At 41.1% G+C, this 23,849-nt stretch carries 10 protein-coding genes; 6 read left to right on the forward strand and 4 right to left on the reverse strand.

Annotated elements, in window-relative coordinates; translation table 11 throughout:
* Nucleotides 1-27 precede the first annotated feature (27 nt).
* Genes CXF74_RS09945 through CXF74_RS09965 form a run of 5 tightly spaced genes read left to right on the forward strand, consistent with a single transcriptional unit; the run spans nt 28 to nt 17,202 of the window.
* Nucleotides 28-12,213, forward strand: coding sequence for a hybrid non-ribosomal peptide synthetase/type I polyketide synthase (locus tag CXF74_RS09945; RefSeq protein WP_101082296.1), 12,186 nt, complete (start codon nt 28-30; stop codon nt 12,211-12,213).
* The gene (locus CXF74_RS09950) at nt 12,206-13,300 is read left to right on the forward strand and encodes a Gfo/Idh/MocA family oxidoreductase (protein ID WP_101082297.1); all 1,095 of its coding nucleotides are present in this window, start codon (nt 12,206-12,208) and stop codon (nt 13,298-13,300) included. Before CXF74_RS09945 ends, CXF74_RS09950 begins: the two co-directional genes overlap by 8 nt.
* Entirely contained in the window at nt 13,300-14,172 is an 873-nt protein-coding gene (locus tag CXF74_RS09955; RefSeq protein WP_232772491.1) for a thioesterase II family protein, read from the forward strand. The genes CXF74_RS09950 and CXF74_RS09955 overlap by 1 nt, the downstream gene beginning before the upstream one ends.
* A complete protein-coding gene (locus CXF74_RS09960; RefSeq protein ID WP_101082298.1) occupies nt 14,162-15,562 on the forward strand; it encodes a salicylate synthase in 1,401 nt (466 codons plus the stop codon). The genes CXF74_RS09955 and CXF74_RS09960 overlap by 11 nt, the downstream gene beginning before the upstream one ends.
* Nucleotides 15,559-17,202, forward strand: coding sequence for a (2,3-dihydroxybenzoyl)adenylate synthase (locus CXF74_RS09965; protein ID WP_101082299.1), 1,644 nt, complete (start codon nt 15,559-15,561; stop codon nt 17,200-17,202). Before CXF74_RS09960 ends, CXF74_RS09965 begins: the two co-directional genes overlap by 4 nt.
* Nucleotides 17,203-17,264: 62 nt before the next feature.
* Here CXF74_RS09965 and CXF74_RS09970 read toward each other — a convergent pair whose 3' ends face one another.
* Entirely contained in the window at nt 17,265-18,953 is a 1,689-nt protein-coding gene (locus tag CXF74_RS09970; RefSeq protein ID WP_101082300.1) for an ABC transporter ATP-binding protein, read from the reverse strand.
* On the reverse strand, nt 18,946-20,598 hold the full coding sequence (locus CXF74_RS09975; RefSeq protein WP_101082301.1) for an ATP-binding cassette domain-containing protein: 1,653 nt from the start codon (nt 20,596-20,598) through the stop codon (nt 18,946-18,948). Before CXF74_RS09975 ends, CXF74_RS09970 begins: the two co-directional genes overlap by 8 nt.
* An 801-nt stretch (nt 20,599-21,399) precedes the next feature.
* On the opposite strand from CXF74_RS09975, the gene yiaY reads away from it, so the two are divergent.
* Nucleotides 21,400-22,548, forward strand: coding sequence for an L-threonine dehydrogenase (yiaY, locus tag CXF74_RS09980; RefSeq protein WP_101082302.1), 1,149 nt, complete (start codon nt 21,400-21,402; stop codon nt 22,546-22,548).
* Nucleotides 22,549-22,650: 102 nt separating this feature from the next.
* Here yiaY and CXF74_RS09985 read toward each other — a convergent pair whose 3' ends face one another.
* Both CXF74_RS09985 and CXF74_RS09990 read right to left on the reverse strand, forming a co-directional pair.
* A complete protein-coding gene (locus CXF74_RS09985) occupies nt 22,651-23,016 on the reverse strand; it encodes a VOC family protein (protein ID WP_101082303.1) in 366 nt (121 codons plus the stop codon).
* Nucleotides 23,017-23,073: 57 nt separating this feature from the next.
* Nucleotides 23,074-23,730: a DUF1294 domain-containing protein gene (locus tag CXF74_RS09990; RefSeq protein ID WP_101082304.1), complete on the reverse strand. Its 657-nt coding sequence runs from the start codon at nt 23,728-23,730 to the stop codon at nt 23,074-23,076.
* Nucleotides 23,731-23,849: the final 119 nt, after the last annotated feature.

Below are 23,849 nucleotides of genomic sequence, written 5' to 3' on the forward strand. Positions count from 1 at the left end.
TTATCCCCCGTGATTCAGAGAGGAAAAATGGAAGAATTAAACGTTATATATGGTGATAGCGATCCAATTGCAGTCATTGGATTAGCTTGTCGATTTCCTAAAGCGCCAGATATCGAGAGTTTCTGGCACAATTTAATCAATGGTATTACAGGGCAATCACGCTTTTCTATCAATGATCTTGAAGAGGCAGGGATTTCACCCTACATATACAAAAACGAAAATTTTGTAGCAAGTGGCGCAGTTATTGAAAGACCGGAATATTTTGATGCGGCTTTATTTGGTTACTCTCCTAACGAAGCATTATCGATCGATCCACAACAAAGGATTTTTTTACAAAACGTATGGCATGCACTTGAACATGCAGGTCACCCACCCACAGAGGTTAAAACAAAAACCGGGGTATTTGGCTCAATACGAACAAGCACTTATCCATCATTTAAGAATTTTAATGTCACACAAGTTGGGCAGGTTAAAGGTTTACAGGCATTGGTTGGCAATGATAAAGATTATCTAGCGACGCGCGTGTCACACAAACTCAATCTAACAGGCCCAGCGTTCACTGTTCAAACAGCCTGCTCTAGCTCTCTGGTTGCAACGCATTTAGCCTGTGAAAGCTTGCGCTCTGGCGAATGTGATATGGCGATTGCTGGTGGCGTCGCAGTTTCCTTTCCACAGAAATCAGGATATGAATATCAACCGGGAATGATATTTTCACCTGATGGATTATGCCGTCCATTTGATGTTAATGCCAACGGGACATTTGGCGGTCATGGCGTGGGCAGTGTCGTTCTAAAACGCCTGGAAAATGCCTTGCAGGATGGGGATAACGTATTGGCTGTGTTGCGTGGCAGCGCTATTAATAATGACGGTCACGATAAAGTTGGCTTTACCGCACCTTCGATGAGTGGCCAAGCACAGGTACTCACTGACGCAATCCACTTAGCGGATGTTAAGCCTGCTGATGTAGAAATGATCGAAACACACGGGACAGGCACCAAACTCGGTGACCCTATAGAAATAGCAGCAATTAAGCAGGCATATCAACGTCAAGAAGCGCCGACGCCCTGTTATCTCGGATCAGTGAAAAGTAGCCTTGGGCACTTAGATACAGTCGCTGGCATTGCTTCTCTTATTAAAACAGTGCTTTCAGTCTCAAGGGGTAAAATTCCCGCCACTCTGAATATTGAACAAGCCAACCCGGCATTGCAACTAGACAACTCAGGCTTCGAACTTGCTGAAAAAACATATGATTGGCAACGAGATATCCGCACGGCCGCCGTTTCCTCATTTGGTATAGGAGGCACTAATTGCCATATTATAGTGCAATCGACACCTAATATTAACCAGCCAGTAGCACTACAAAAGTCTGATTCGCCTAGTTTATTTATCTCTGCTAACAGCGAGTATTCCTTAAGAAAACTCGCAAAAGACTATGCGCCTCTGTTAAGAGAAAACAATAATTTCGACGATATTGCGTTTTCTGCTTTAACAACAAGAGTAACAAACCTGCCTTTTCGATTAGCCGTAAAATGTAAAGCTTCTTCTGCCACATTACTAGAGCATTTTTCGACATCTGCTGAAATAGGAATAAATCTACAGGCTGGTCGCGAACTAGCGCAAAAAAAAGTAACTTGGTGCTTCACCGGTCAAGGTAGCCAATACGCAGGAATGGGACGTGAAGTTTACTCAGCTTGTTGTGTTTTCAAGCAGAGTATTGAAGCGAGTCAATCATACAGTCAAGGTTTAACTGAATACTCGCTATTAGATGTCATGTTTGGTAACAAAAGCGATTTACTAGGGCAAACAGATTACGCTCAACTTGCGATTGTTGCATTTGAGATTGCAATGATGGAACACTGGAAAAGCAAAGGTTTTTCTCCTGACTTGGTACTCGGGCACTCTGTCGGAGAGTTCGCAGCCTGCGTAACAGGCGGTTATTTAACGCACCAGCAAGCCATTCAATTAGTCGTTAAGCGCGGCCAATTAATGCATGAATGCGCTAAACTCACGACGGGGAAAATGATCGCCGTCTTTGCCAGTGAGCACGACTACAAAAAAATCACAGCCTTAGCTGAGCTAGATTTAGCGGCCTGTAATGGACTGAATCATTGGGTATTCTCAGGTCATGTCGGCGCGATTGAGCGCGCTAAAATGGCGCTAAAATCAAAAGAAATTAACTTTCGCATACTCGATGTGCCCTGTGCTGCACACTCTAAGTTACTCGACGATATACTCTTACCCTTTTCTAATTTTGCAGACAACATTTCAGTAACCACTGGGAAAATCCCGCTTATTTCTTCACTAACAGGGCAATTGCTCTCATCTTCTACAGCGCTAAATGGGCATTACTGGTCTCAGCATATGCGCAAACCAGTTAAATTTAGACAAGCCATTAAAACGGCATTATCTCAAGGTAGTCAAATTTTTGTTGAAATTGGCCCAGATGCCCACCTTTCAACAATGGGTAAACGCGAAGATTGGCAGCAAGAAACAACTTGGTTATCTAGCCATAAGCGGGATATTAAACAGGATAAATCAACGTTAAATGTACTACATGGGCTTTACGTAGCAGGATTAGAGGCCGATTGGCTATCACAGCTTAAACTATCAGGCCACAAATGTGCCCTTCCTCTCTATACTTTTGATGAACAAAAATACTGGTACGAAGCAGAAACCTGCGCAGCCTCTAATCCCGTATCGAGTCCAGTATCTAGTCGCGCTAAAATGCACGATGAAGAAACGAGTGTATTGCCGGAAACGCTGGAGTCCTGCTACGACCAGTTGCGCTGTTGTGCAATTCAAGACTTCGTTGTTCAGTGTCGCGTAAAGCAAAAATTTACGCTAAAAGATATCATTCGTGGGGGGCGTTTACTGCCACGGTATCGACTCCTAGTACTCGATCTACTAAAAGTACTCACAGACTACGGTTATTACACTCATAAGCACGGCGTATTTGAACAAACAGATACCCCATTGCTAACAGCAAAACAGTTAACTGGCGCCTTAAGAAAACATCTAGAAAAGTCTATTGAAAATACTCAACTATCTTATGCCTCAATTAATAACTTAGTCCAATCACCATCTTTGTTAAAAGCAAAACTGAGCCGTTTTGATAATGCGCAAGGAAATTGTATTGAGGCCGATATTCTGCTCACGCAAGCGAAACAATATACGCTAGCGACATCCGCTAAAAAACCTGCTTTTCTGTCCAATAATAGCAACATTATTTATCAAAACTGGTCAGTATCTAAAGCAGAAAAAAACTTGCAAACGGCACTCTCTAAAAATATTACCCTATTGGTCAAAGAAGACATCTCTGGCTGGGAAATTTCCCAGTCAAGTACCCTCTCTGTTAGTGATATTGGTGAAGTTGCTATCTGTTCATTCTCTGGCATGTGGGGTCAAATCAAGTATCAGATTCATGCTAAATCGCCTCGAGGAAATTGGCAATGGCTTGCTGAGGCAAAAACAAAAGACTTCGTATCATCAAACAGTGCTGAATTACTCAGCGCGCCTCATAACCATTATCAATGGCAATGGCAGGAAATTAAGCCCGGAGAATCATGTCAATCATTACCTAACGACATTATCCTAAAGGCGTTAAATTCTCCGGGCCAAATTCACTCGGTAAATTCGACTCAAAGTTTGCTTTCATTACCCGAAGGTGACTTGAATGATATTAGCGCGTCGATGGCGAGTGCATTAAGTTCTGACTATGACACTCTTTACATACTAGCTTCTGGCGCTGTACATGCCCAAAAAGAAGATAATATTAGCCCCGAAAAATTCGCTCTTGTATCGCTATTGCGTGTTGCCCGTAAAGAATACCCTAACAAACGTATTCTAATGCTCGATATTAATAGCACTGACTCAAGCCTCATTGCTGAGGTAATTAATAAAGCACCTTTTGATAACACCTCTGAAATTGCTTATCGCGAAAAATCCTATTTCAGCCCATCACTAAAACATGCAGCGACATCAGGAAACCATGTACCAGCGCACTGGTTCGCATCTAAAGGGTGGCATTTAATCACTGGGGGAATGGGTGGTATCGGCCGTGTAATGATTGAATGGCTCGCTTTATCTGGCGTAAAAAACATTGCCGTATTAGGTCGTTCTGTACACCAGGATTGGCATGACTTTACACAAAAAATAGAGGCGATGGGTTGTTTAATTAAGACCTTAACATGCGATCTTGCTAAACCAGGAGAACTTGATAAAACGCTCTTAGAATGGCAACCAACACTGCCGATTATTGGGGCGTTTCACGCAGCAGGCGGTGCTACACATGGCACATTAGCTAACTGGCCTGAACAAAACAGCACGTCATTAATCCAAACAAAATCCATTGCTATGAAAACCTTATACCAATGGCTAACAGCACATAATGCCCAATATCTTATTGGTTTCTCTTCTGTAGCAACGCTTGGTGCTAAAGGCCAAGGTCTTTACGCTATTACCAATGCTTATCTAGACGGATTTTCTCTGCAACAGACGGCCCAAAGTGGTTGCCGTGTTATGAGCATTGGCTGGGGTGCTTGGGACAAAGTCGGTATGACAAACAATCAAATGTTGATTAATAAGCTCGCCGAGGATGGTATGCATACTATGCAGGCCCAAGAAGGATTGTGGCACTTGAGCCAATGTTTATTAAACGGGCAGACACATTCGATGGCTATGAATGTGGAAAGCTCACATGTTAATTTTGAGGGGCTCTTTGCAAATAACACAGATCAAAAAGCGGATCGTAATTTAGACCTTCTATGCAAAGCAACAGAGACAGCCCTAACCAGTCAGAAGCAAATTAAGCAAATTAAGCAAATTAAGCAAGAAGATCTACCTGGATGGCTTACTGAACGTATTGTTTATCAATTAGGTCTTTCTGCCTCCGTGGCAATCGATAACACACAAGATTTGTTGCAATTGGGTATGGACTCTCTGCAGTTTTTAGAGCTGAGTGCGGTTATTCAGAAACAGTTTAATGTAAAAATTAACGCTGAAGAAGCCTACCAGAATATGTCAATTGAAGGTTTGACAGTTCTGATACATGAGAAATTACAAAGTGATAATCAAGCACCACCAGCACTACCCTTTGTAGCAGAGAATAACGACAAGTACGCTCCTTTCCCACTAACACCTATCCAGCACGCCTACTGGATAGGAAGAGAATCTTGGATTGAATACGGGGGCATCGCATGCCATGTAGTATTTGAGTGGGATAAAGACTTATCTGATTTTAATCCTCAAAAATTTGAAAGTGCGTGGAACGCACTCATTGAGCGTCATGACATGTTACGCATGACAGTCACTTCTGAAGGCGAACAGGTTATTTTAGAAAAAGTACCCTCATTACAAATCCCACAATCAGATTTACGTTTTCTATCAGCATCTCAACGACACAATGAACTCATGAACACGCGTAAAACAATGAGTAACGAAGTTCGTCCTGCAAATATTTGGCCATTATTTGATCTACGACTAAGCCGTATTTCAGATACAAAAATCAGATTGCATATGAACTTAGATTTACTCCAGTTTGATGTTCAGAGCTTCAAAATAATGATGGATGATCTAACCGATGCCTATCAAGGTTTAACGCTGCCAACTATGCCAATCACATTTCGAGATTATGTTATGCATGAGCATAAATTGAGACAACAGTCTGACTGGAAAGCATCTTGGGATTACTGGCAAAAAACGATTCCTACGTTACCAAAAGCACCACAACTTCCGTTAAATTCTCGATATAACAATGAGAAACCTAAATTTATTACCCTTGAAGGTAAGCTGGATTCTGAGCACTGGAAAACCTTGAAATCAGAGTGGCAAAAATGGGGGATAACACCTTCGGCAGGCTTGCTTACCTTGTTTTCAGAAACGTTAGCACAACATGCTGAATCTGCAGATTTCACTTTAAACATGACGTTTTTTAATCGTCAGCCCTTCCATAAAAGCGTTCAAGAGATCATTGGTGATTTTACATCGGTACTCTTGATGGACTTTATGTTGTCAAAACCAGCAAGCGTAAAAGATCGTATGCTAGCAACACAAAACAAGCTTTGGCAGCGCTTAGGTCATAGCCAAGTCAATGGTGTTGAAGTGATCCGCGAGATGGCGAAGCACTTAAAAGCAAGTGGTAAAATGAGTCAGCAGGATGCGAGCCAGCCCTTGACCCCTATCGTTTTTACAAGCCTGCTTGGCATGTCGATGGATGGTATGGATATTGAAAAGGCAATGACCAGTATGCTGGGTGATCCTGTCTTTGTACTCAGTCAGACACCGCAGGTTTGGCTTGATCATCAAATCATGGAAGTAGATGGCGACCTCGTCTTCAATTGGTACTGCATGAGTGGCGTTTTAGAGAATGGTTTACTTGATAAGCTATTCAGTGATTACAACCAAAAGTTATCTGAAACGGCTAATAATCCTATATTAATGGAGCGCTTAGTTGACTCAATAACATTAGATTCACTAGAGCAACCATCGTTAAATCTAAACGTTAATTTTCCTAAAATAGAGTCGCATATAGAAGAGGAAGTCAAAAGTGCCTGGGAGTTCCTTGAGCATCAGGCCCTTTCTGGACTATGGGATACATTAACCAACCATCAGCTCTTTGTTTGCCCAGGAAAAACTTACAGCGTAGAAAAAATTCGTCATCAGCTCAACGTGACAACAAAACACGTTAAGTTGATAGACCTATGGCTAGACCAGTTATGCAGAGATAACGTGCTGCTTAAAAACGATATTGGGTTCGAATTTACGGGGGAATTCCCTCTACCACCAGCATCTTCTCTACCTGATAAAAATTGGTGTAAATGTTTATCACAGTACCTTTCTGAAAATATTAGCGCTCACAAAGCTCTACTTGATGGCAGTAAATCTGCATTAGAACTTTTATTTAAAGATGACCAGGTGACCGATAGCCTTTATCGCACTAACCCATCATTAAAGCTACTTAATGAAAGTGCTGCGAAAGTGGTCGAAGCGCTGAGCGGTAACGCGTTCAAGGCCTTCAACGTACTGGAAATTGGTGCAGGCACAGCTTCTACAACGCGAGACATATTGGAAAAAGCCAATAATACGATTAACCATTATCGTTTCACGGATATCTCGCAGGTATTTTTACAGGAAGCAAAACTTAAGCTCTCCGATTACTCTCAAGTGAGCTATCAATTATTCGACATTAACAAACCCGCTGATACAAGCCTCAATATAGAGGGAGGTTATCACGCCATTATTGCGGTTAATGTATTACATGATGCAGAAAACTTACCAGCAACATTAAACCGTCTACGTGCTTTACTTGCACAGGATGGGCACTTAATTTTGATTGAAGCAACTGATCAATTCAGCCCAATGCAATTAGCCACGGTTGGATTTATAGAGGGAATTAACGCATTCAGTGATTTCAGGGAGCAACAAAAAAGTGCCATGCTTAGTTTGCCCACTTGGTTAACGTTACTTGAGGAAAATGGTTTTGAGCCTCAATTGAGCTTTCCTAAAAGTGAACAGTCTGTTTTAAGACAACACTTAGTGGTTGCAAAAATGAACATTTCTGCGATCAAACAAACAATACAGCACGACGTTATTGCCTACCAAGTACCTGCTGTGATCAGCGAACCATTACCAAATCCACTGCCAAATACTTCAGCCTTAAACAAGATTCAACATTTATGGTCTTCAATGCTTAATGGTGAAATAAACCAAAGTAGTGATTTTTTCCAAAGTGGCGGAGATAGCTTAATGGCCACCAAAATGGTGGTCGCACTAAACAAAGCGGGTTTCACTAAAGCGAGCTTACCTTTGATATTCGAAAAATCTGTTTTAACGGATTTTGCATTAGCTATCTCCAATGCCCCAGAGACAGCCACAGATACAAAGCCCCACGAGCTAACCTGTTCAACATTAACAAAACAAGTCGAAAATATACGTTGTGTATGGGAGAACTTGCTTAACCAGACCGTCATCAATAATACTGACTTCTTCCAAGATGGAGGGGACAGCCTAATGGCCACTAAAATGGTGGTCGCATTACAGCAAGCAGGCCTTGCAAAAGCTAGCCTTCAACAAATATTTGAACAACCTATATTCTCTGACTTTTGCAGAGTAATGGGAGAGGCTGACTCACGTTGCCAACTATCCCCCCTAAAAGATGTTGTTAAACAGAACGAATATACTTTAACAGCATTGCAAAATGCTTATTGGTTAGGTGAAAGCGATATGTTTTCCCTTGGCAAAGGTATTGCACACTTTTATGCCGAGTTAGAAATACAAAACCTTAACCAAGATAGATTCACGCAGGCTTGGAATGAGCTAATTAAAAATCATGATCAACTACGTGGCACAATCAAAGACGGTCAATATCACATTGCGACTAATGTCCCTTATTACCAGCCTCAATATGTCAATTTGACGGCGGAAGACGAATCAAGCAAACAACGTATCATCAATGACGCGAGACATAGAATAGCAACGAATGGCATATCAACTGATCAATGGCCACTTTTCGATATTAGTATCGTTCAAACAGACAGAAAAACCAGTTTGGTTCACTTGGTTATCGACCTTGTAGTCGCTGATGGCCGAAGCCTCAATCTTATTTTCACACATCTGCAAATTTTATATCAAGACATTAATGCCAAGCTTGATCTTTGCTCTATTACTGCAGGCCAATACCTTGAACAACTTGATAACCTAAAAACCACTGCAGATTATCAAATCGCTAAAGACTATTGGCTAAACAGGCTTCCCTCTTTACCAGAAGCTCCAGCACTACCACTCAATGACAAAAGGCTTAATACTCTTTCTCAAAGTGTACTAACACACAGTATTAGCAAGGAAGAATGGGCGCAACTTCGCCAGGTATCTTTAGCCAATGACGTGTTACCTTCAATTACGATGCTAGCAACGTTCTGCCTGGTATTAAAGAAATGGAGTGAAACTAAACACTTCTCTATCAACGTCCTGCATAGTAACCGACAACACCTACAGCCTGATTCAGACAGTGTTATTGGCAATCTTTCAACAACATCAATGCTTGAAGTCAATGCAACAGAGCAAAAATCGTTTATTGCTTTTATAAAACAAATTCAGCAACAAATGAGTGATGACTTGGCTCACGCTATTTTTGATGGCCAACAAGTGCTAACGGAAAAAAACCGTCATAATCGAAATTTCAGTGCCGGAATGCCCGTTGTCTTTAACGACACCACTTCTGTTGGACAAAATAAACCACTCGATATCGGTAAATTAAACGAATTTGGCGCTCAAACCCCTCATGTTTATTTAGACTGTATGCTCATTGCTTCATCCTGCGGTGGTATTGATATCAAGTGGACGATTCAAAAATCGCACTTAAAACCTGGCGTATTTGACGCTATGTTTGCGACCTATATTAAGTCTGTGAGTAGCATGCTTTGTCTCTCATGGAAGCACCCCCTCTACTTACCCCTCGATGCATTACAGATTAACACTCGCCACTTGGCAAATGCCACCAGCAAAAAATGGTTGCTAACCGACAAAAATGGCCAAGAAATAGCAGCAGAAACGCTTTGTGATTTAATGATTCATGGCATCGAACTTCAGCCTACTAACTTGGCAATTCAACAAGGTAATTTAAAGCTGACTTATCGCCAAGTTTGGGATGCTTCAAGGTCATTAGCATCACAAATATTGTCCAAAAATGACGGCAGTCCTTTAGTTGCGATTGTCATGAAAAAAGGCTGGGAACAAGTTATTTCAGCGATCGCAATCATATTGGCAGGTAAAGCTTATATGCCTATCGATGCCTCATATCCACAAAAACGGATAGAAGACTTACTTGAGCAAGGTGGTGTTAACACTATTATTGGTCAGTATCATGATCTCGATAATCATTTTTCTAACAAGGCCAAGTATCAAATTATAGTGCCTTGCTTGTCCCAAAAAATAGCGCCTGACTTCACTTTACCAAAAGTGCAGCCTAGCGACTTAGCCTATGTGATTTTCACCTCTGGCTCTACGGGTAAACCAAAGGGAGTCATGATGGACCACAAAGCGGTGGTCAACACTCTACTTGATATTAACCAACGTATTAATTTGACCGACAGTGATAATGTTCTTGCCATCTCCGCACTAAATTTTGATCTGTCGGTCTTCGATATTTTCTCGACACTGTGTCAGGGGGCAACACTTGTGATACCGGAAGTTTCCTCAGCAGAAGATCCTGAAGCCCTCATTGCCCTTGCAAATAACAGCAACATTACCGTTTGGAACAGTGTGCCGGCGTTTGTGCAATTACTAGCTGACTCCCTTGAACAAAATAAATCGACCCAAGCTTCGATCCGCCAAATAATGATGAGTGGAGATTGGATACCGGTAAACCTACCTGATCGCCTGACTAAACTGACTCCAAATGCTCAAGTTCTTAGCCTAGGTGGTGCGACAGAGGCAGCTATTTGGTCTATCAGTCACCCGATAACAAAAAGTTACTCAAATCGTATTAGCATTCCCTATGGTAAGCCATTAAGTAACCAAAATTTCCACATACTCGATGATCAATTAGCCCCATGTCCAGAGTGGGTTTCTGGTGAAATCTACATTGGTGGCAATGGTCTTGCGATAGGATACTGGAAAGATAAAGAGCAGACGGATACCGCTTTTCGCGTACACCCGACTCATGGTCTGCGTTTATATAAAACGGGTGATTTAGGCCGTTACTTACCAAACGGTGATATTGAGTTTATTGGCCGTAACGATCATCAAGTGAAAGTGAATGGATACCGAGTAGAACTAGGCGAAATCGAACATATATTGCGCCAATACACAGATTCAGTAAATGAAATTCATGTTCAAGAAGCGATCGTTAAACCTTTCAAACACGCTAACGGTGGCATTCAGCTGATCGGTTATATCGTATTCAGTCACCCTAATGAAGAGAGCAATGAACAACTACTTAATTACGTAAGGGAAATATTGCCAGCTTACATGTGTCCAGCTCAAATAGTGATACTTGATACTTTACCCTTAACACTCAACGGTAAAGTTGACCGTAAAGCGTTGCTAAGACCCGACTTCACAACACAAGCCGTGGCGTTTTGTCAGCCAAGCTCTGAAATGGAAATCATGTTAGCGAAGCATTGGAAAGCGTGCTTGAATCTGGCCTCCATACCTGCAAATCAAGGTTTCTTTGAACTTGGTGGAAACTCACTTATTGCAGTTCGCCTAATCAATAAAATTAACAGCGCTCTTAAACTATCCCTAACTGCGGGTCATTTTCAAGCGAATGATACCATCGAACGTTTGGCTGATTTTATTAACACAAAAAACAGTCATTCAGAGGTTTTACCTACGCGACTCACAGCAAGCCAGAATAACAACAGTAACAACAATAATAACAGCACATTATTTATTATTCACCCAATCGGAGGCCACCTACTAAGCTACCAGGGCCTTGCAACTCAGCTTCACAACGTTACCTTGTACGGCCTGAGCTTTCCTGAACAGTACATATTGCAACACAATGTAACTGTTGAACAACTTGCTCGAGAGTACTTAACAATGATTAAGAAAATACAACCTCAAGGACCTTATCAAATTAGTGGTTGGTCTTTTGGTGGTGTTGTCGCTTTCGAACTTGCCAACCAAATGATCAAACAAGGCCATCAAGTCACTCAGTGCATCATGATTGACAGTTACAAACCAGGCTTAAACGACTTAGCAGAGTTAAATGATATGAATATAAGAAAATATTTCTATCATGATTGTGTTGGCCGCTTCCCTACTCTCAATGAAACCAGCACACCTGATTTTAGTGATGAAGCGTCATTTAGTGCATCACTCAGTAAAGCGCTCGCTTGCACGATTAAAGCAAGTGTTTTAGATGAAGCGAGCATTACCCATCTCTTTCACATCTACCGCAGTAACCTGCTTGCGATGATGAAATACCAGCCACCAATATTGCAAGATTTGCCCGTAACACTCTTTACTGCCAAGCAAAACAAACAGCTTGAATTTATGCGCTATCAGCGTTCTGACATAGTGGAGCGCCCTTGCCATGGTTGGACTGACTGTTGCACTCCAGTGATTACTGAGATGCATGCTGATCATTACACCATTCTACAAGAACCCAATGTTACACAATTGGCGAATTATATTTCTCAACTACTAACAAAACCACAGCACTCTGTCGTTGCTGAGCAGAACATTCTTCTAGAGGAGTTTGAAAATGAATAAACCTAAAAAAGTCGTTATCGTTGGCGCTAAATTTGGCGAAATTTACCTTAACGCTTTCATTGAATCACACCTTGATTTAGAGCTTGCGGGCATTGTGTCGACAGGCAGCAAACGATCCCTGCAACTCGCTGAAGCGTTTGCTGTGCCGCTGTTCAGGGATATTACAGAGCTACCTCAAGATATAGATATTGCATGTGTGGTCATTAGATCCTCCATCATTGGCGGCACAGGTAATTTATTAGTAGAGGCATTATTGCAACGGAAAATCCACGTGATCCAGGAACACCCAATCTCCGTCAACGCGCTTAATCGACATAAAAGTCTCGCTCAAAAAAATGCTGTTTTCTATTGGGTAAATGGCTTTTATGCAGCAACAACAGTAGGACGAACGTTAATTTCAAATACCCAGTCCTTACGTAATCAAAGCATGGAAAATGCAACTTATGGCAACCTAACAACAAGCCGACAATTGCTTTATTCATCGCTCGACCTTTTGTTGCAGTCGCTTGGAACAAACGTTGATTTAACGCCAACTTTATTAGCGCGTCAGCGTCACTTTGACATTATCAATCTAAATTCAGAGCAAGGAGACTTCTTGTTACAGCTACAAAACTACCTCGACCCACAGGATCCAGATATGCACAACCTAGCAATGCATCGCATCATGCTGGGCTGGAACAATGGCTATTTTTCGTTGGCGGATAGTTATGGACCTCTCACTTGGACCCCTGTTTTATATGCATCTCATCACCAAAGTAATGACCACTGCCTCTACCAACTCGCATCGTTATCCGAGGGGGAATATCTGAATCAAACAACAACCCAAACGCTTTCTAGCAATAGCAGCCGAGTGCAAGATACCTTCGAAGATCTTGGTCCCGAGGGCGTCTTATATACCCTTAAACAACTAAGTCGAGCAATCGATGGAAAATCGATAGATAAAGCAATGACCATCGAATACCAATTGAAAGTAGCGCAACTCTGGGAGGAAATATCACATTTGGTAGGCCGACCTATAGAGAAAACAGTATCACCAGAAATGAGAGTGAATTTATCGCAACCAGAACAAGGTTTAATGGGGAGTTAATGATGATAAATAAAGTATTTAAAACACTCTATCAGAGTGATAACCATCCTGAAAACATATGGATTATTTGCCCTTTTGCTGGTGGTAGTCAAAGTGTATTTAACAGTTGGACAAAGCTTGATAAAGAAACATTACCAAGAAAGTCTTTAGTCATGCTTGCAACCTATCCAGGCCGAGATCAGCGTATCAGTGAGCAACCAATGAACACGATTCATGATCTTGCTGATGATATTTTCGATGCATTTTTAGATTGGAAAGAAAAAAACACATTTCCACTAAATACCAAAATTCGCTTGTGTGGCCACAGTATGGGAGCACAAGTTGCCTTTGAGATTGGCAAAAAAATTGAAGAACACTACGGATCAGCATCTCCAGTGACTCAAATAATCCTCAGTGGTTGCCATGCCCCCCACTTAGAAAGTCGCCGAAAACTAAGTCAGCTTAACGACAATGACTTTGTTGATCAACTCATCAACATTGGTAGTGGCAGTTCAGTGCTCAAGCAACACCCTGAACTACAGCCCATTTTCTTACCCATGCTTCGCGCTGACTTTTTCGCGACAGAGACTTACCAGAAAAAACTAAATTGTGCCCCACAGCTGCACTTTATCCCCTGCACCTTAGTCTTTGGAGAGAGTGATCCTGAGGCATGGCAATCAGAGGTAGAGCAATGGACGAATTGGTTTTCAACGTCGATAAAAAACAATATGCAACTTGTTGCTGTAGCAGGGGAACATTTTTATTTAACAACCACGCCCGCTGTATTTATTGACGCGGTGATGAATCATTTGCCAAGCAGTACATTGCTTAATTCCAATACAACAAATATCGGCACTACAAGTGCAATTTTCGGAGGAAATCATGGTTACTAACAACATAAAAACCTATAAAACACTAACATTTGAGCATCACTGTCAGCCTATCTTGCTAGCAACTGAAATAGCAAGTGCCGACTTTTGTAAAGACTATATTATTTATGAACACCATCAGGAATGGGCAATCGGTATTAATAAATTTGCGCAACTCACCGTTAATCCTGATGGCGGTATTGTTGACTTCACTGGCACTCAACAGCATGTTAATCAAAGTGATATTTGCCAGGCGATTCATGAAGCAACAAAACAAATACCAGTAAAAGACTGGAGGATTTTTGGACGTGTCGACTTCGAGTTTTGCCATTTTGCTCACGGCCTAAAAGCAAAAGAGAATGAAAGATCTTTATTAGAACTTTTTGTGCCAGAGACTGATGTGCGAATCAGCCCGACACATATTACGATTCGTACGATGAATAAAACAGCCCAGTCTAAAATTCAACGTATTGTAGCAGATCTTAAAATATCTAAAGTACAAATGGCTGCCTCCTCTAAGGCACTGTCTCAAAATGATATTGTGCAATGCGAAGCAGTAAAAGAGTATTATAAAAAAGTAGTCCACCACGCAATAAACGAAATAAAAGCCGACAAATATAAAAAAGTCATCTTATCGCGCCCCGCGATTCTCCCTTTACCTATCGATATGAAAAACAGCTTCATCACAGGAAGAAAACACAACACACCCGCTCGTTCTTTCATGCTTCAAATGGATGGATTTGAGGCATTTGGATTTTCGCCAGAAACGGTACTGGAAGTTGATACTCAGAGAAATTTAAGTACCCAGCCCTTAGCTGGAACACGTGCTCTACCCGCTGACGCCAAAGAAGCCCTGCGTTTAAAGCACGAACTGCTTAGCGATCCCAAGGAAATTGCTGAACACGCGGCTTCAGTTAAACTTGCCGTCGAAGAATTAGAACAAGTGTGCCCAAGTTCGAGCGTTAAAATTACAGAGTTCATGCGTGTCTCTAAAAGAGGCAGTGTGCAACATCTTGCATCACGTGTCATCGGCACTTTATCTGACAAAAAATCCGCATGGGATGCTTTTAAAATAATATTTCCATCCATTACAGCATCCGGCATTCCTAAACGAGAAGCGATTGAATCTATTGCTCGATTCGAACCCATGCCACGAGGGTTATACAGCGGCAGTGTGCTGGTGGCCGACCAGGATGGTTACTTCGATGCCGCACTTATATTACGTGCGGCTTATAAGCATAAATCGATTTCTATGCTCCAAGCAGGCGCGGGTGTTATTAGTTTATCAACCTCTAAAAGAGAGTGGGAAGAGACCAATGAAAAAATGGATTGTGTCCTCAACCACTTAGTTTTCTGCCCAGAAAAAGCATCCAAAACAGCATCAAAAAAATCTATATTTAAGGAAAAAGTATGAGCCCTTTACAGAGAGTTAATAATGAAGATTTATTAGAAGGGTTTGTTCCCTATTCAACCGATCAACAAAATCGTTACGAGAAAAACAAAATATTTGAGAACACGCCTTTGTGGAGTATTTTAACTGACAACGTAAAATTGCAGGAAACTAACATTGCCATCAAAGATGATGTGCGCTCAATGACCTTCAAAGAGCTATTAATCAGTGCCGATAACATAGCAGCTCAATTACAGCAAGATGGACTCATTCAGGGCGATAGAGTGGTGCTTCAAATGTTGAACAGTTGTGATTTTGTTATCTATTTTTTTGCACTTCAGCGAGCCGGATTAGTGCCAATAATGGCTTTACCTGCGCATGGTATTACTGAAATTCGTCACTTTGTCGATATATCCCAGGCAAAAGGTTATATCTGTGATGGCAAGGAGAATACACTTTGCATCGCTGATGAGTTACAACATAATTCGAGTTCAATTACGCATGTTTATACTGTCACTCCACATGCACAATATCGATCCCTAAATAATATTGAAAAGACTCTCTTTTCGCCACCCAAAATAGACCCTAACAGCCCAGCACTTTTCTTAGTTTCAGGGGGTACTACAGGGCTACCAAAGCTTATCCCACGTACACACAATGATTACCTTTTTAACATCAAAATTTGTGCTCAAGCCAGCCATATTAGCGCAGAAGATATTTATCTCGCGGTGTTACCTGCAGCCCACAACTTTACCCTTGGTTGCCCCGGCATTCTTGGGGTGCTTTCCTTGGGGGGAAAAGTGGTATTTTCAGATAATCCGGGACCGGATTACTGCTTTGATCTTATTGAAAAAAATAAGATTACCTGTACCGCTTTGGTGCCTGCCTTAGCCCAAATTTGGACTGAAGCAACAGAATGGGAAGGCGCAGATATTTCGAGTCTATGTTTATTACAAGTTGGCGGTTCAAAATTATCTTACAGTGATGCAATCGCCATTCAGCACACCTTCCCAAATACACTACAGCAAGTATTCGGGATGGCTGAGGGGCTCATTGTCTGCACTGCTGTAGATGATAATCCGGATACCATTGCAACAACACAAGGATACTTAATAAGTCAGTGGGACGAAATTCGTATTGTTGATACAAAAGGAAATTTAGTTGCCGATGGTGAAGAGGGTGAGCTGCTAACTCGTGGCCCTACAACATTACGCGGTTATTACCGCGCTCCAGAGAATAACCTTCATTCATTTACTCATGATGGATTTTATCGCAGTGGCGACAAAGTTAAAATGGATACAAATCAGTGTATTTCTGTCACTGGCAGAATAAAAGATGTCATCAACAAGGCAGGCGAATGTATTGCCACAGATGAGATTGAAGAGTATCTATTGAGTCATCCTAAAATAGCGCAAGTTGCTGTTGTTGCGGTGCCCGATAAGTATTTAGGAGAACGAATAGGTGTCGCTTTAATCTGTAAAGATGAGTTATTAACCTTGCAAGATCTTCGTCATTTTTTACGCAGTAAACATTTAGCCGCATTTAAAATGCCAGATGAACTAAATATTGTTCATTCACTCCCCAAAACAGCAGTAGGTAAGATAGATAAAAAAAGAATTCCAGGGCCAGACGGTAAACCCTGGATAGGCCAAACATTCAACTAATATTTTGTAGGGAGATATGCAGGTTCGCAATGAACCTGCATTTTTCAACATAAAAAGGTTACTTAACCCACCTCTCCCGCTTGCCATAACTCACGGTAATCAAATTCTCTCCCCATCAATTCATCATGTGTTCCAGACGCAATGATTCGCCCTTTTTCCATCAAGTATATTCGATCAACATTCTTAATCGTTTCTAAGCGATGAGCCACTGAAATGACAGTTTTCCCTTTGGCTAGTTTGTTAATAGCACTTAATACCTGAGCTTGGGTATTAACATCCAACGCAGAGGTAATTTCATCCAAAAGAAGCACGGGAGCATCGTGTAATAGTGCCCTCGCGATTGAAAGTCTTTGTCGCTCTCCCCCCGATAATTGGTTACCATTTTCACCAATGAAGGTGTCGATCCCCTCTGGCAGTCTTGTTATTAACGCGGTTAAACCCGCGGCTTCAATCACATCAAAAAGTGTTTTTTTATCGGCATCTGGTTTCGCTAATAATAAATTATCTCGCAAACTGCCTCCGAGTAACTGCACATTTTGAGTGACATAAGAGAGATGACCATACCAATGTCGGGTACCGATCTCTTCAATGCTTTGTTGACCTATTGATATGCGGCCAGAGTTGGGAATATGAAAAGCGGCAATCAAGTCGAGTAAGGTAGATTTTCCTGCACCGCTCGTACCAACAAGGGCAATATGTTCACCTTCAGCAACGTTTAAATTTATCTCCCTGAGTATAGAATTCCCCCCTAATGCGAGATTGACACCAGACAAGCAAACGTCAAATGAGTGAGGCTCAACACCCTCTTCTTGCTGCTGTGATAATTGAGAAAGATGCTCTAAGCGGCCGGCAGCTTTAAGCATATATCTTAGTAATGTGGCATACACAGTCATTCGAGCCAATGGACGAATACACGCGATGGTCGCGACCGTCACCACTAAAAACTGAGCAAAAGAGAGCTCACCTTGATCAATGAACCACACTGCTAATGCAATATTTAATAATAAGGAGAATTCAAATACTAAAGTGGCAGCAAGCACGCCCATTCCACCCGCCCATTCAAGACCGAGTCCCTCATGCTTTTGCTGTTCAATCTGAGCGCATAATGGCATGGCCAATTTTTGGCTTTGCGCAAAACCACGTAACATAGGCAGGCAATCGATGTACTCCAGAAGTTGATTGCTACTGTCAATATTCGCATGGTGATAATGATCGGCTTTAAGACTAAAGGCTCTTTCAGACATCACTAGAATCCCTAAAGCGAACAGGAATATAGCTAGCATAAACAGTGCAATCATAGGCTTAATGAACAGCAACGTTATCAGCATCGCAATTGGGATGACCCAAGCACCGACAAACTCCACCATGATATGGCTGAATATATCTTCAAACTGCTTCAAATCGGTTGTAATGAGTTTCATCTTTTCTCCCAACCCTTTACCTCTCAGGGTAGCCAGTGGTTGGCGACGAATATCGGTTAAAAGCTGACTGCGTAACTGGTGTGTTATTTTATAAGCCCCTAAAAAGCTATTTCTAGCGCTCTTGCCTAATACAAATTGGGCGATAATAACGGCCAAAGCCAACAATGCCATATAAGTAAAAGGCAACACGCTTAAAGACAAAATGTAGGAGAACAACATTAGCCATATGATCAATGGCATAGATTCTGTCGCTATTTTTCCAAATAACCCCATCCAGAATTGACCTGTTTTTGCGCCACTATGGTTAACTAATAATTTAACGTTATGCAAGAGCCATCTCCTTAACAGAGCCACAATGAATTTTGAAATGCGCATCAACCTGCTTAACTTGTTGGTATCGATGGCTGATAATTAACTGAATTTGATTCGGAGCATATAAGCGCAATGCGCATAATGTTTTTTGTTCATTCAATGGGTCTAAATGCGCTGTAGCTTCATCCAAAATAAGAATAGGTGTTTTAGCTAACACGGCTCTCACGATTGCCAGACGTTGCATCTCTCCACCACTGAATAACCGTCTTGTTTCGCCAATACAACTACTCAATTTATGTGGTAAACCGCTGACCAGTTGTTTTAAACCAAAGGCATCGAGCAGCGTCCAGACCTCTTCATCTGTGATTTTGTGCTTAGACAAAAGAAGGTTTTCTTTTAATGTACCCGTGAAAAAATTTACCTCTTGGTCAACCGCTGCAATATATCGGCTGCGACTTTCATCATCAAAATCAGCAACAGACTCACCATTGATTTTCCATCCACCAGCATCAGATGTTAATGCCCCAGATAACGTCGCTAATAAGGTGCTTTTACCCGATCCCGACTCTCCTTCAATAAGCACTCTTTGCCCTGGCTGTACGCTAAGGTTTACATTGGTTAATACGCTGAATTTTCCACGAGTAACAACCATTTTTTCGCAGGAAAGCCTGTATAGAGGTAATTCATAGTTGAGATGAGTAGGATCATTTGAGGGGCAAAGCTGTAATATTCTATCTATCGAAATAATCGATTGCTGAATCTGAGAAAAGACCTGAGTTAAATCCAACCAGGGTTTAAGCAGTCCTGCGCTAAGGCAAACCACCATCACCAGATCAACAAGCGAAAGCTGATTCAGCTCAACAAGCATTATTGCAACCGGTACAACCAACGTCAGCGAAATCTGCGCTAATGTCACAAACGTTATCCAGGCACCGACCATTTGTTTGGTATAAGCAGTAACAATTTTATTATGCGAGTGCATCGTCCTGCTTAATTCGAGATAAGAGTTTGCATCCACAGCGAATAGCTTCATAACCCCAATACTGCGTAGGAATTCAAGCTGTGCCTGATGCATACTCGACACGATTTTAGTGTATTTCTCCTGACGCTCTGCAAAACCTCGCATCATCATAAATTGAGCAAAGAGCGCTAAAGGCAGAGGTGCTAATGCGATCATCGCTAACCGCCAATCAATATAAAAGAGCAACGAAGTAATCAATATTGGCATCAGTAAACCATTAACAATATCAGTACCATGATGGGCAATAAGAGGCTCTAAATTTTGACAATCATCGCTAATACGCCTTTCGATATCTCCTCTTTTAAGGCGACGTAACCTATCAATTTTCATCTCAGCTAAAGCCTTCACCAAGTGCTGACGTACTTTTTGAATAATGTGATAACCGGCGAGATGAGCGTACCAAACAGCCAGCGTATAAAAGAGATAACGCAGTATTAACGTAATAGCCATCACAACTAAATAGGTATAAGCAGAGCTTCCTGCGTAGATAGCATTGAGCGAGAAATAGAGACATAACCAAGGGATAACTTCGACCAAACTACACAGTACAGCGCTACTAAGCGATACCCATACTCTGTATTTCTCGCTTGATAACATCGCTTTGAAGGCACTTAAGCTATTCATTTCTTTTGAAAGTAACATACTGAACCCTAATAAAATAGAAATGAGTATTACTACGTTTTGAATTGTAAACTAACAAAATAGGGAACAAATTTGACGCGATTGGATGTTATACCATTACGCTTACTTAAATGGTCTAAGGCAAAGCAGGCAGACGCTTACTTAAATGGTCTAAGGCAAAGCGGATTGCTATTATCCTAAGAATTAAAATCTCGAATCATGTTTCACCACGCTAGTGTCTCCCACTAAGGAAACTAAATAATAAAGTGAAATATTGGCCAATTATCACAAATAAACGTCACTGTTATACGCTTTGGGCAACCACTCATAAAAACAAAAACTTTTAAAAACAAAACATCTTTTCAACGAGTTACCCTCCTCCCAAAAAACAACACTTTTTGTTAGTGGAATTATAAAAAATCTCCTTTCTTTGAATCTACCGTTATAGGTCACACTTTTTGTATGGTTATATAAATAAACTAATTACAGTTAGCTAGTGCATTGAGCCTTAGTGTTTTTATTTTTAGAAAGAATTTTATAAATTAAAATATAATCTATATTTCAGATTCTTATAAGTATTTATATTTTAATTTCAATCTTAAACTTTAAATTTCAATGAGCTTTAAAGTGATAAATAAATTTGTTATCGATACGACCATTAATCACAAAGGGAAATATAAAGTGAATTTATCGTTTCATTGTCGCAAACGCTCAAAGGCACGACACAAACAAATTAAATATCAAAATATTAGTCAACATAACAATAACATTTTAGTTACATACCGTTAATAAAATTAATTTCACAAAATCTAGGAGTAATTTATGAGTTCAGCTTTTTTTATGCCAAGTGTTAATTTAATGGGTACAGGTTGCTTAGTCGATGCAGTAGTGAGTATTAAAGCGCAAGGTTTTACACAAGGATTAATTGTTTCCGACAAAATATTAACGAGCATCGGCATGGTAAAACAAGTGTCAGATTTATTAGCTGAGAGTGACATTCAAACCGTTGTGTTTGATGGTACGCAGCCTAACCCAACCACTAAAAATGTAGAGGCAGGTTTAAAAATATTAAAAGACAATCAATGTGATTTCATTATTTCTCTCGGGGGTGGGTCACCGCATGATTGCGCCAAAGGTATCGCATTGGTTGCATCAAACGGAGGAAATATTAGTGATTACGAAGGGGTAGACCAATCACCAAAACCACAAATGCCACTCATCTCGATTAATACTACCGCAGGCACCGCCTCGGAGATGACACGTTTTTGTATTATTACTGACGAAGTACGTCATATTAAAATGGCCATTGTTGATAAACATGTCACGCCATTAATGTCAGTGAATGATCCGGAACTTATGCTAGCAAAACCGGCATCATTAACAGCGGCAACCGGCATGGATGCATTAACCCACGCCATTGAAGCTTATGTATCGGTAGCAGCAACACCAATCACCGATGCCGTTGCCATTAAAGCAATTGAAATTATTCAACAGCATCTGCGCACTGTGGTTACCGACGGGCAAAATATTGAAGCACGTGAGCAAATGGCCTATGCCCAATTTATGGCAGGTATGGCATTTAACAACGCCTCTTTGGGTTATGTACATGCCATGGCACATCAGCTAGGTGGTTTTTACGATTTACCACACGGCGTGTGTAATGCAATATTACTGCCTCATGTACAACGCTATAATGCAAAAGTAACACCTGAACGTCTTACCGATGTGGCAAAAGCAATGGGCGTAGATGTCACTCACCTATCGAGCCAAGAAGGTGCAGACGCAGCCCTAGCTGCTATTGTAGAATTATCGATTGCAGTCGGTATTCCAGCAGGCCTTACAGACTTAGGTGTTAAAGAAGAAGATTTTGATGTGCTTTCTGAAAATGCATTAAAAGATGCCTGTGGATTTACCAACCCAATGCAAGCAACACATGCTGAAATCACAGAAATTTATCGCCAAGCTATGTAATAGCAACGTGATTCATTGATTGAGCAGAGTTTACGCAGGAAAAATAAATTAAAAATCCGATACAGTTTACTGATCGGATTTTTGTTGATAAGTAATCGGCTATTAAAACGGAGAGCATATATCAATAAGACAGCCACTTGGGTCTTTGGTTAGAAATCGACGTTGCCCGTAAAATTCATTTTTAGGCTCTTTTACGATGAGTAAATTCAAGGTAAGCGCTTTTTCATAAACAGTATCAACATCATCCACAACAAAAGTGATATACATGCCTGTAGGTGGTTGCTGGTATTCCTTGGGCACCAATGCATGGTCTCGTTGAATAAGGCCATACTCAATATCTGGATTATCAGGCGAGCTGAGCTGTACGTACCAATCACTTTCAAAGTTTATTTTAAAACCCAAAAGATCCACATAAAACTGAGTACTCTCAGGTAAATTCGTTGAGCATATATTAGTAATTATCTTCATTGGAACTCCCCTCTATATCTATGTTGCCTCAAGTTAGCCTTTCAGCCATTCAAACATTCAACCATTCAGCAAGGGCATAATAGTATTGTTAAGCAAGGTCGCGCCACTTTCAGTATGAAGCCAAAACAAGCCCCCTAAATTTAACAAAACCGTTAACCAATAAACGCTTTTAAAGGCTTGTTTACTCGATTTGTGACGTAATTTCTGTTGTGCAAAATAAGCACCGGGCCAGCCTCCCAAGAGCGCTAACAGATGTAATGTATTTTCTTTTGTTCTCCAACGGCCATTTTGAGCCGCCGATTTATCAATGGCATAAGCAACAAATGCAATCAAGCTCATCACACAATACAAACCAACAATAATCAAAGGTAACTTGCCGATAAATACCGAGGCTAATAAACCAACACCAAAAATCACCGTTAAAAACACACCAAAGACCCCGCCATTTTTTGCGTTACTATGCTGATGGTTATGGTTAGCGCTACGTTTCTGTTTTACATTCACATCACGCGCAAACTTAATGTTTTCAGCTTTGTGACGATTATTATTTTCTCGTACTAATTCATAGGTAATAACTTCACCATTAACCGGTCTGCGTGAACGTGGTTTAAACGCTTTAATATGAACAAATGCGCGCTCTCCGCCGCCATTAGGCTCAACAAAACCAAATCCTTTATCATCGTTCCAATTTATTACTTTACCTTGAAGCTTCATGTGCTCTCTCAACCTGAAAACGAGTGCGTATTAAACGCACTAAAATAAAAAAAATCATAACCCGAATGATAGAAATATCCAACCTACAGAGAATGAATAATCTCGACCTAACCTATGAG

Source organism: Psychromonas sp. Urea-02u-13 (assembly GCF_002835995.1).
Taxonomy (GTDB): domain Bacteria; phylum Pseudomonadota; class Gammaproteobacteria; order Enterobacterales; family Psychromonadaceae; genus Psychromonas.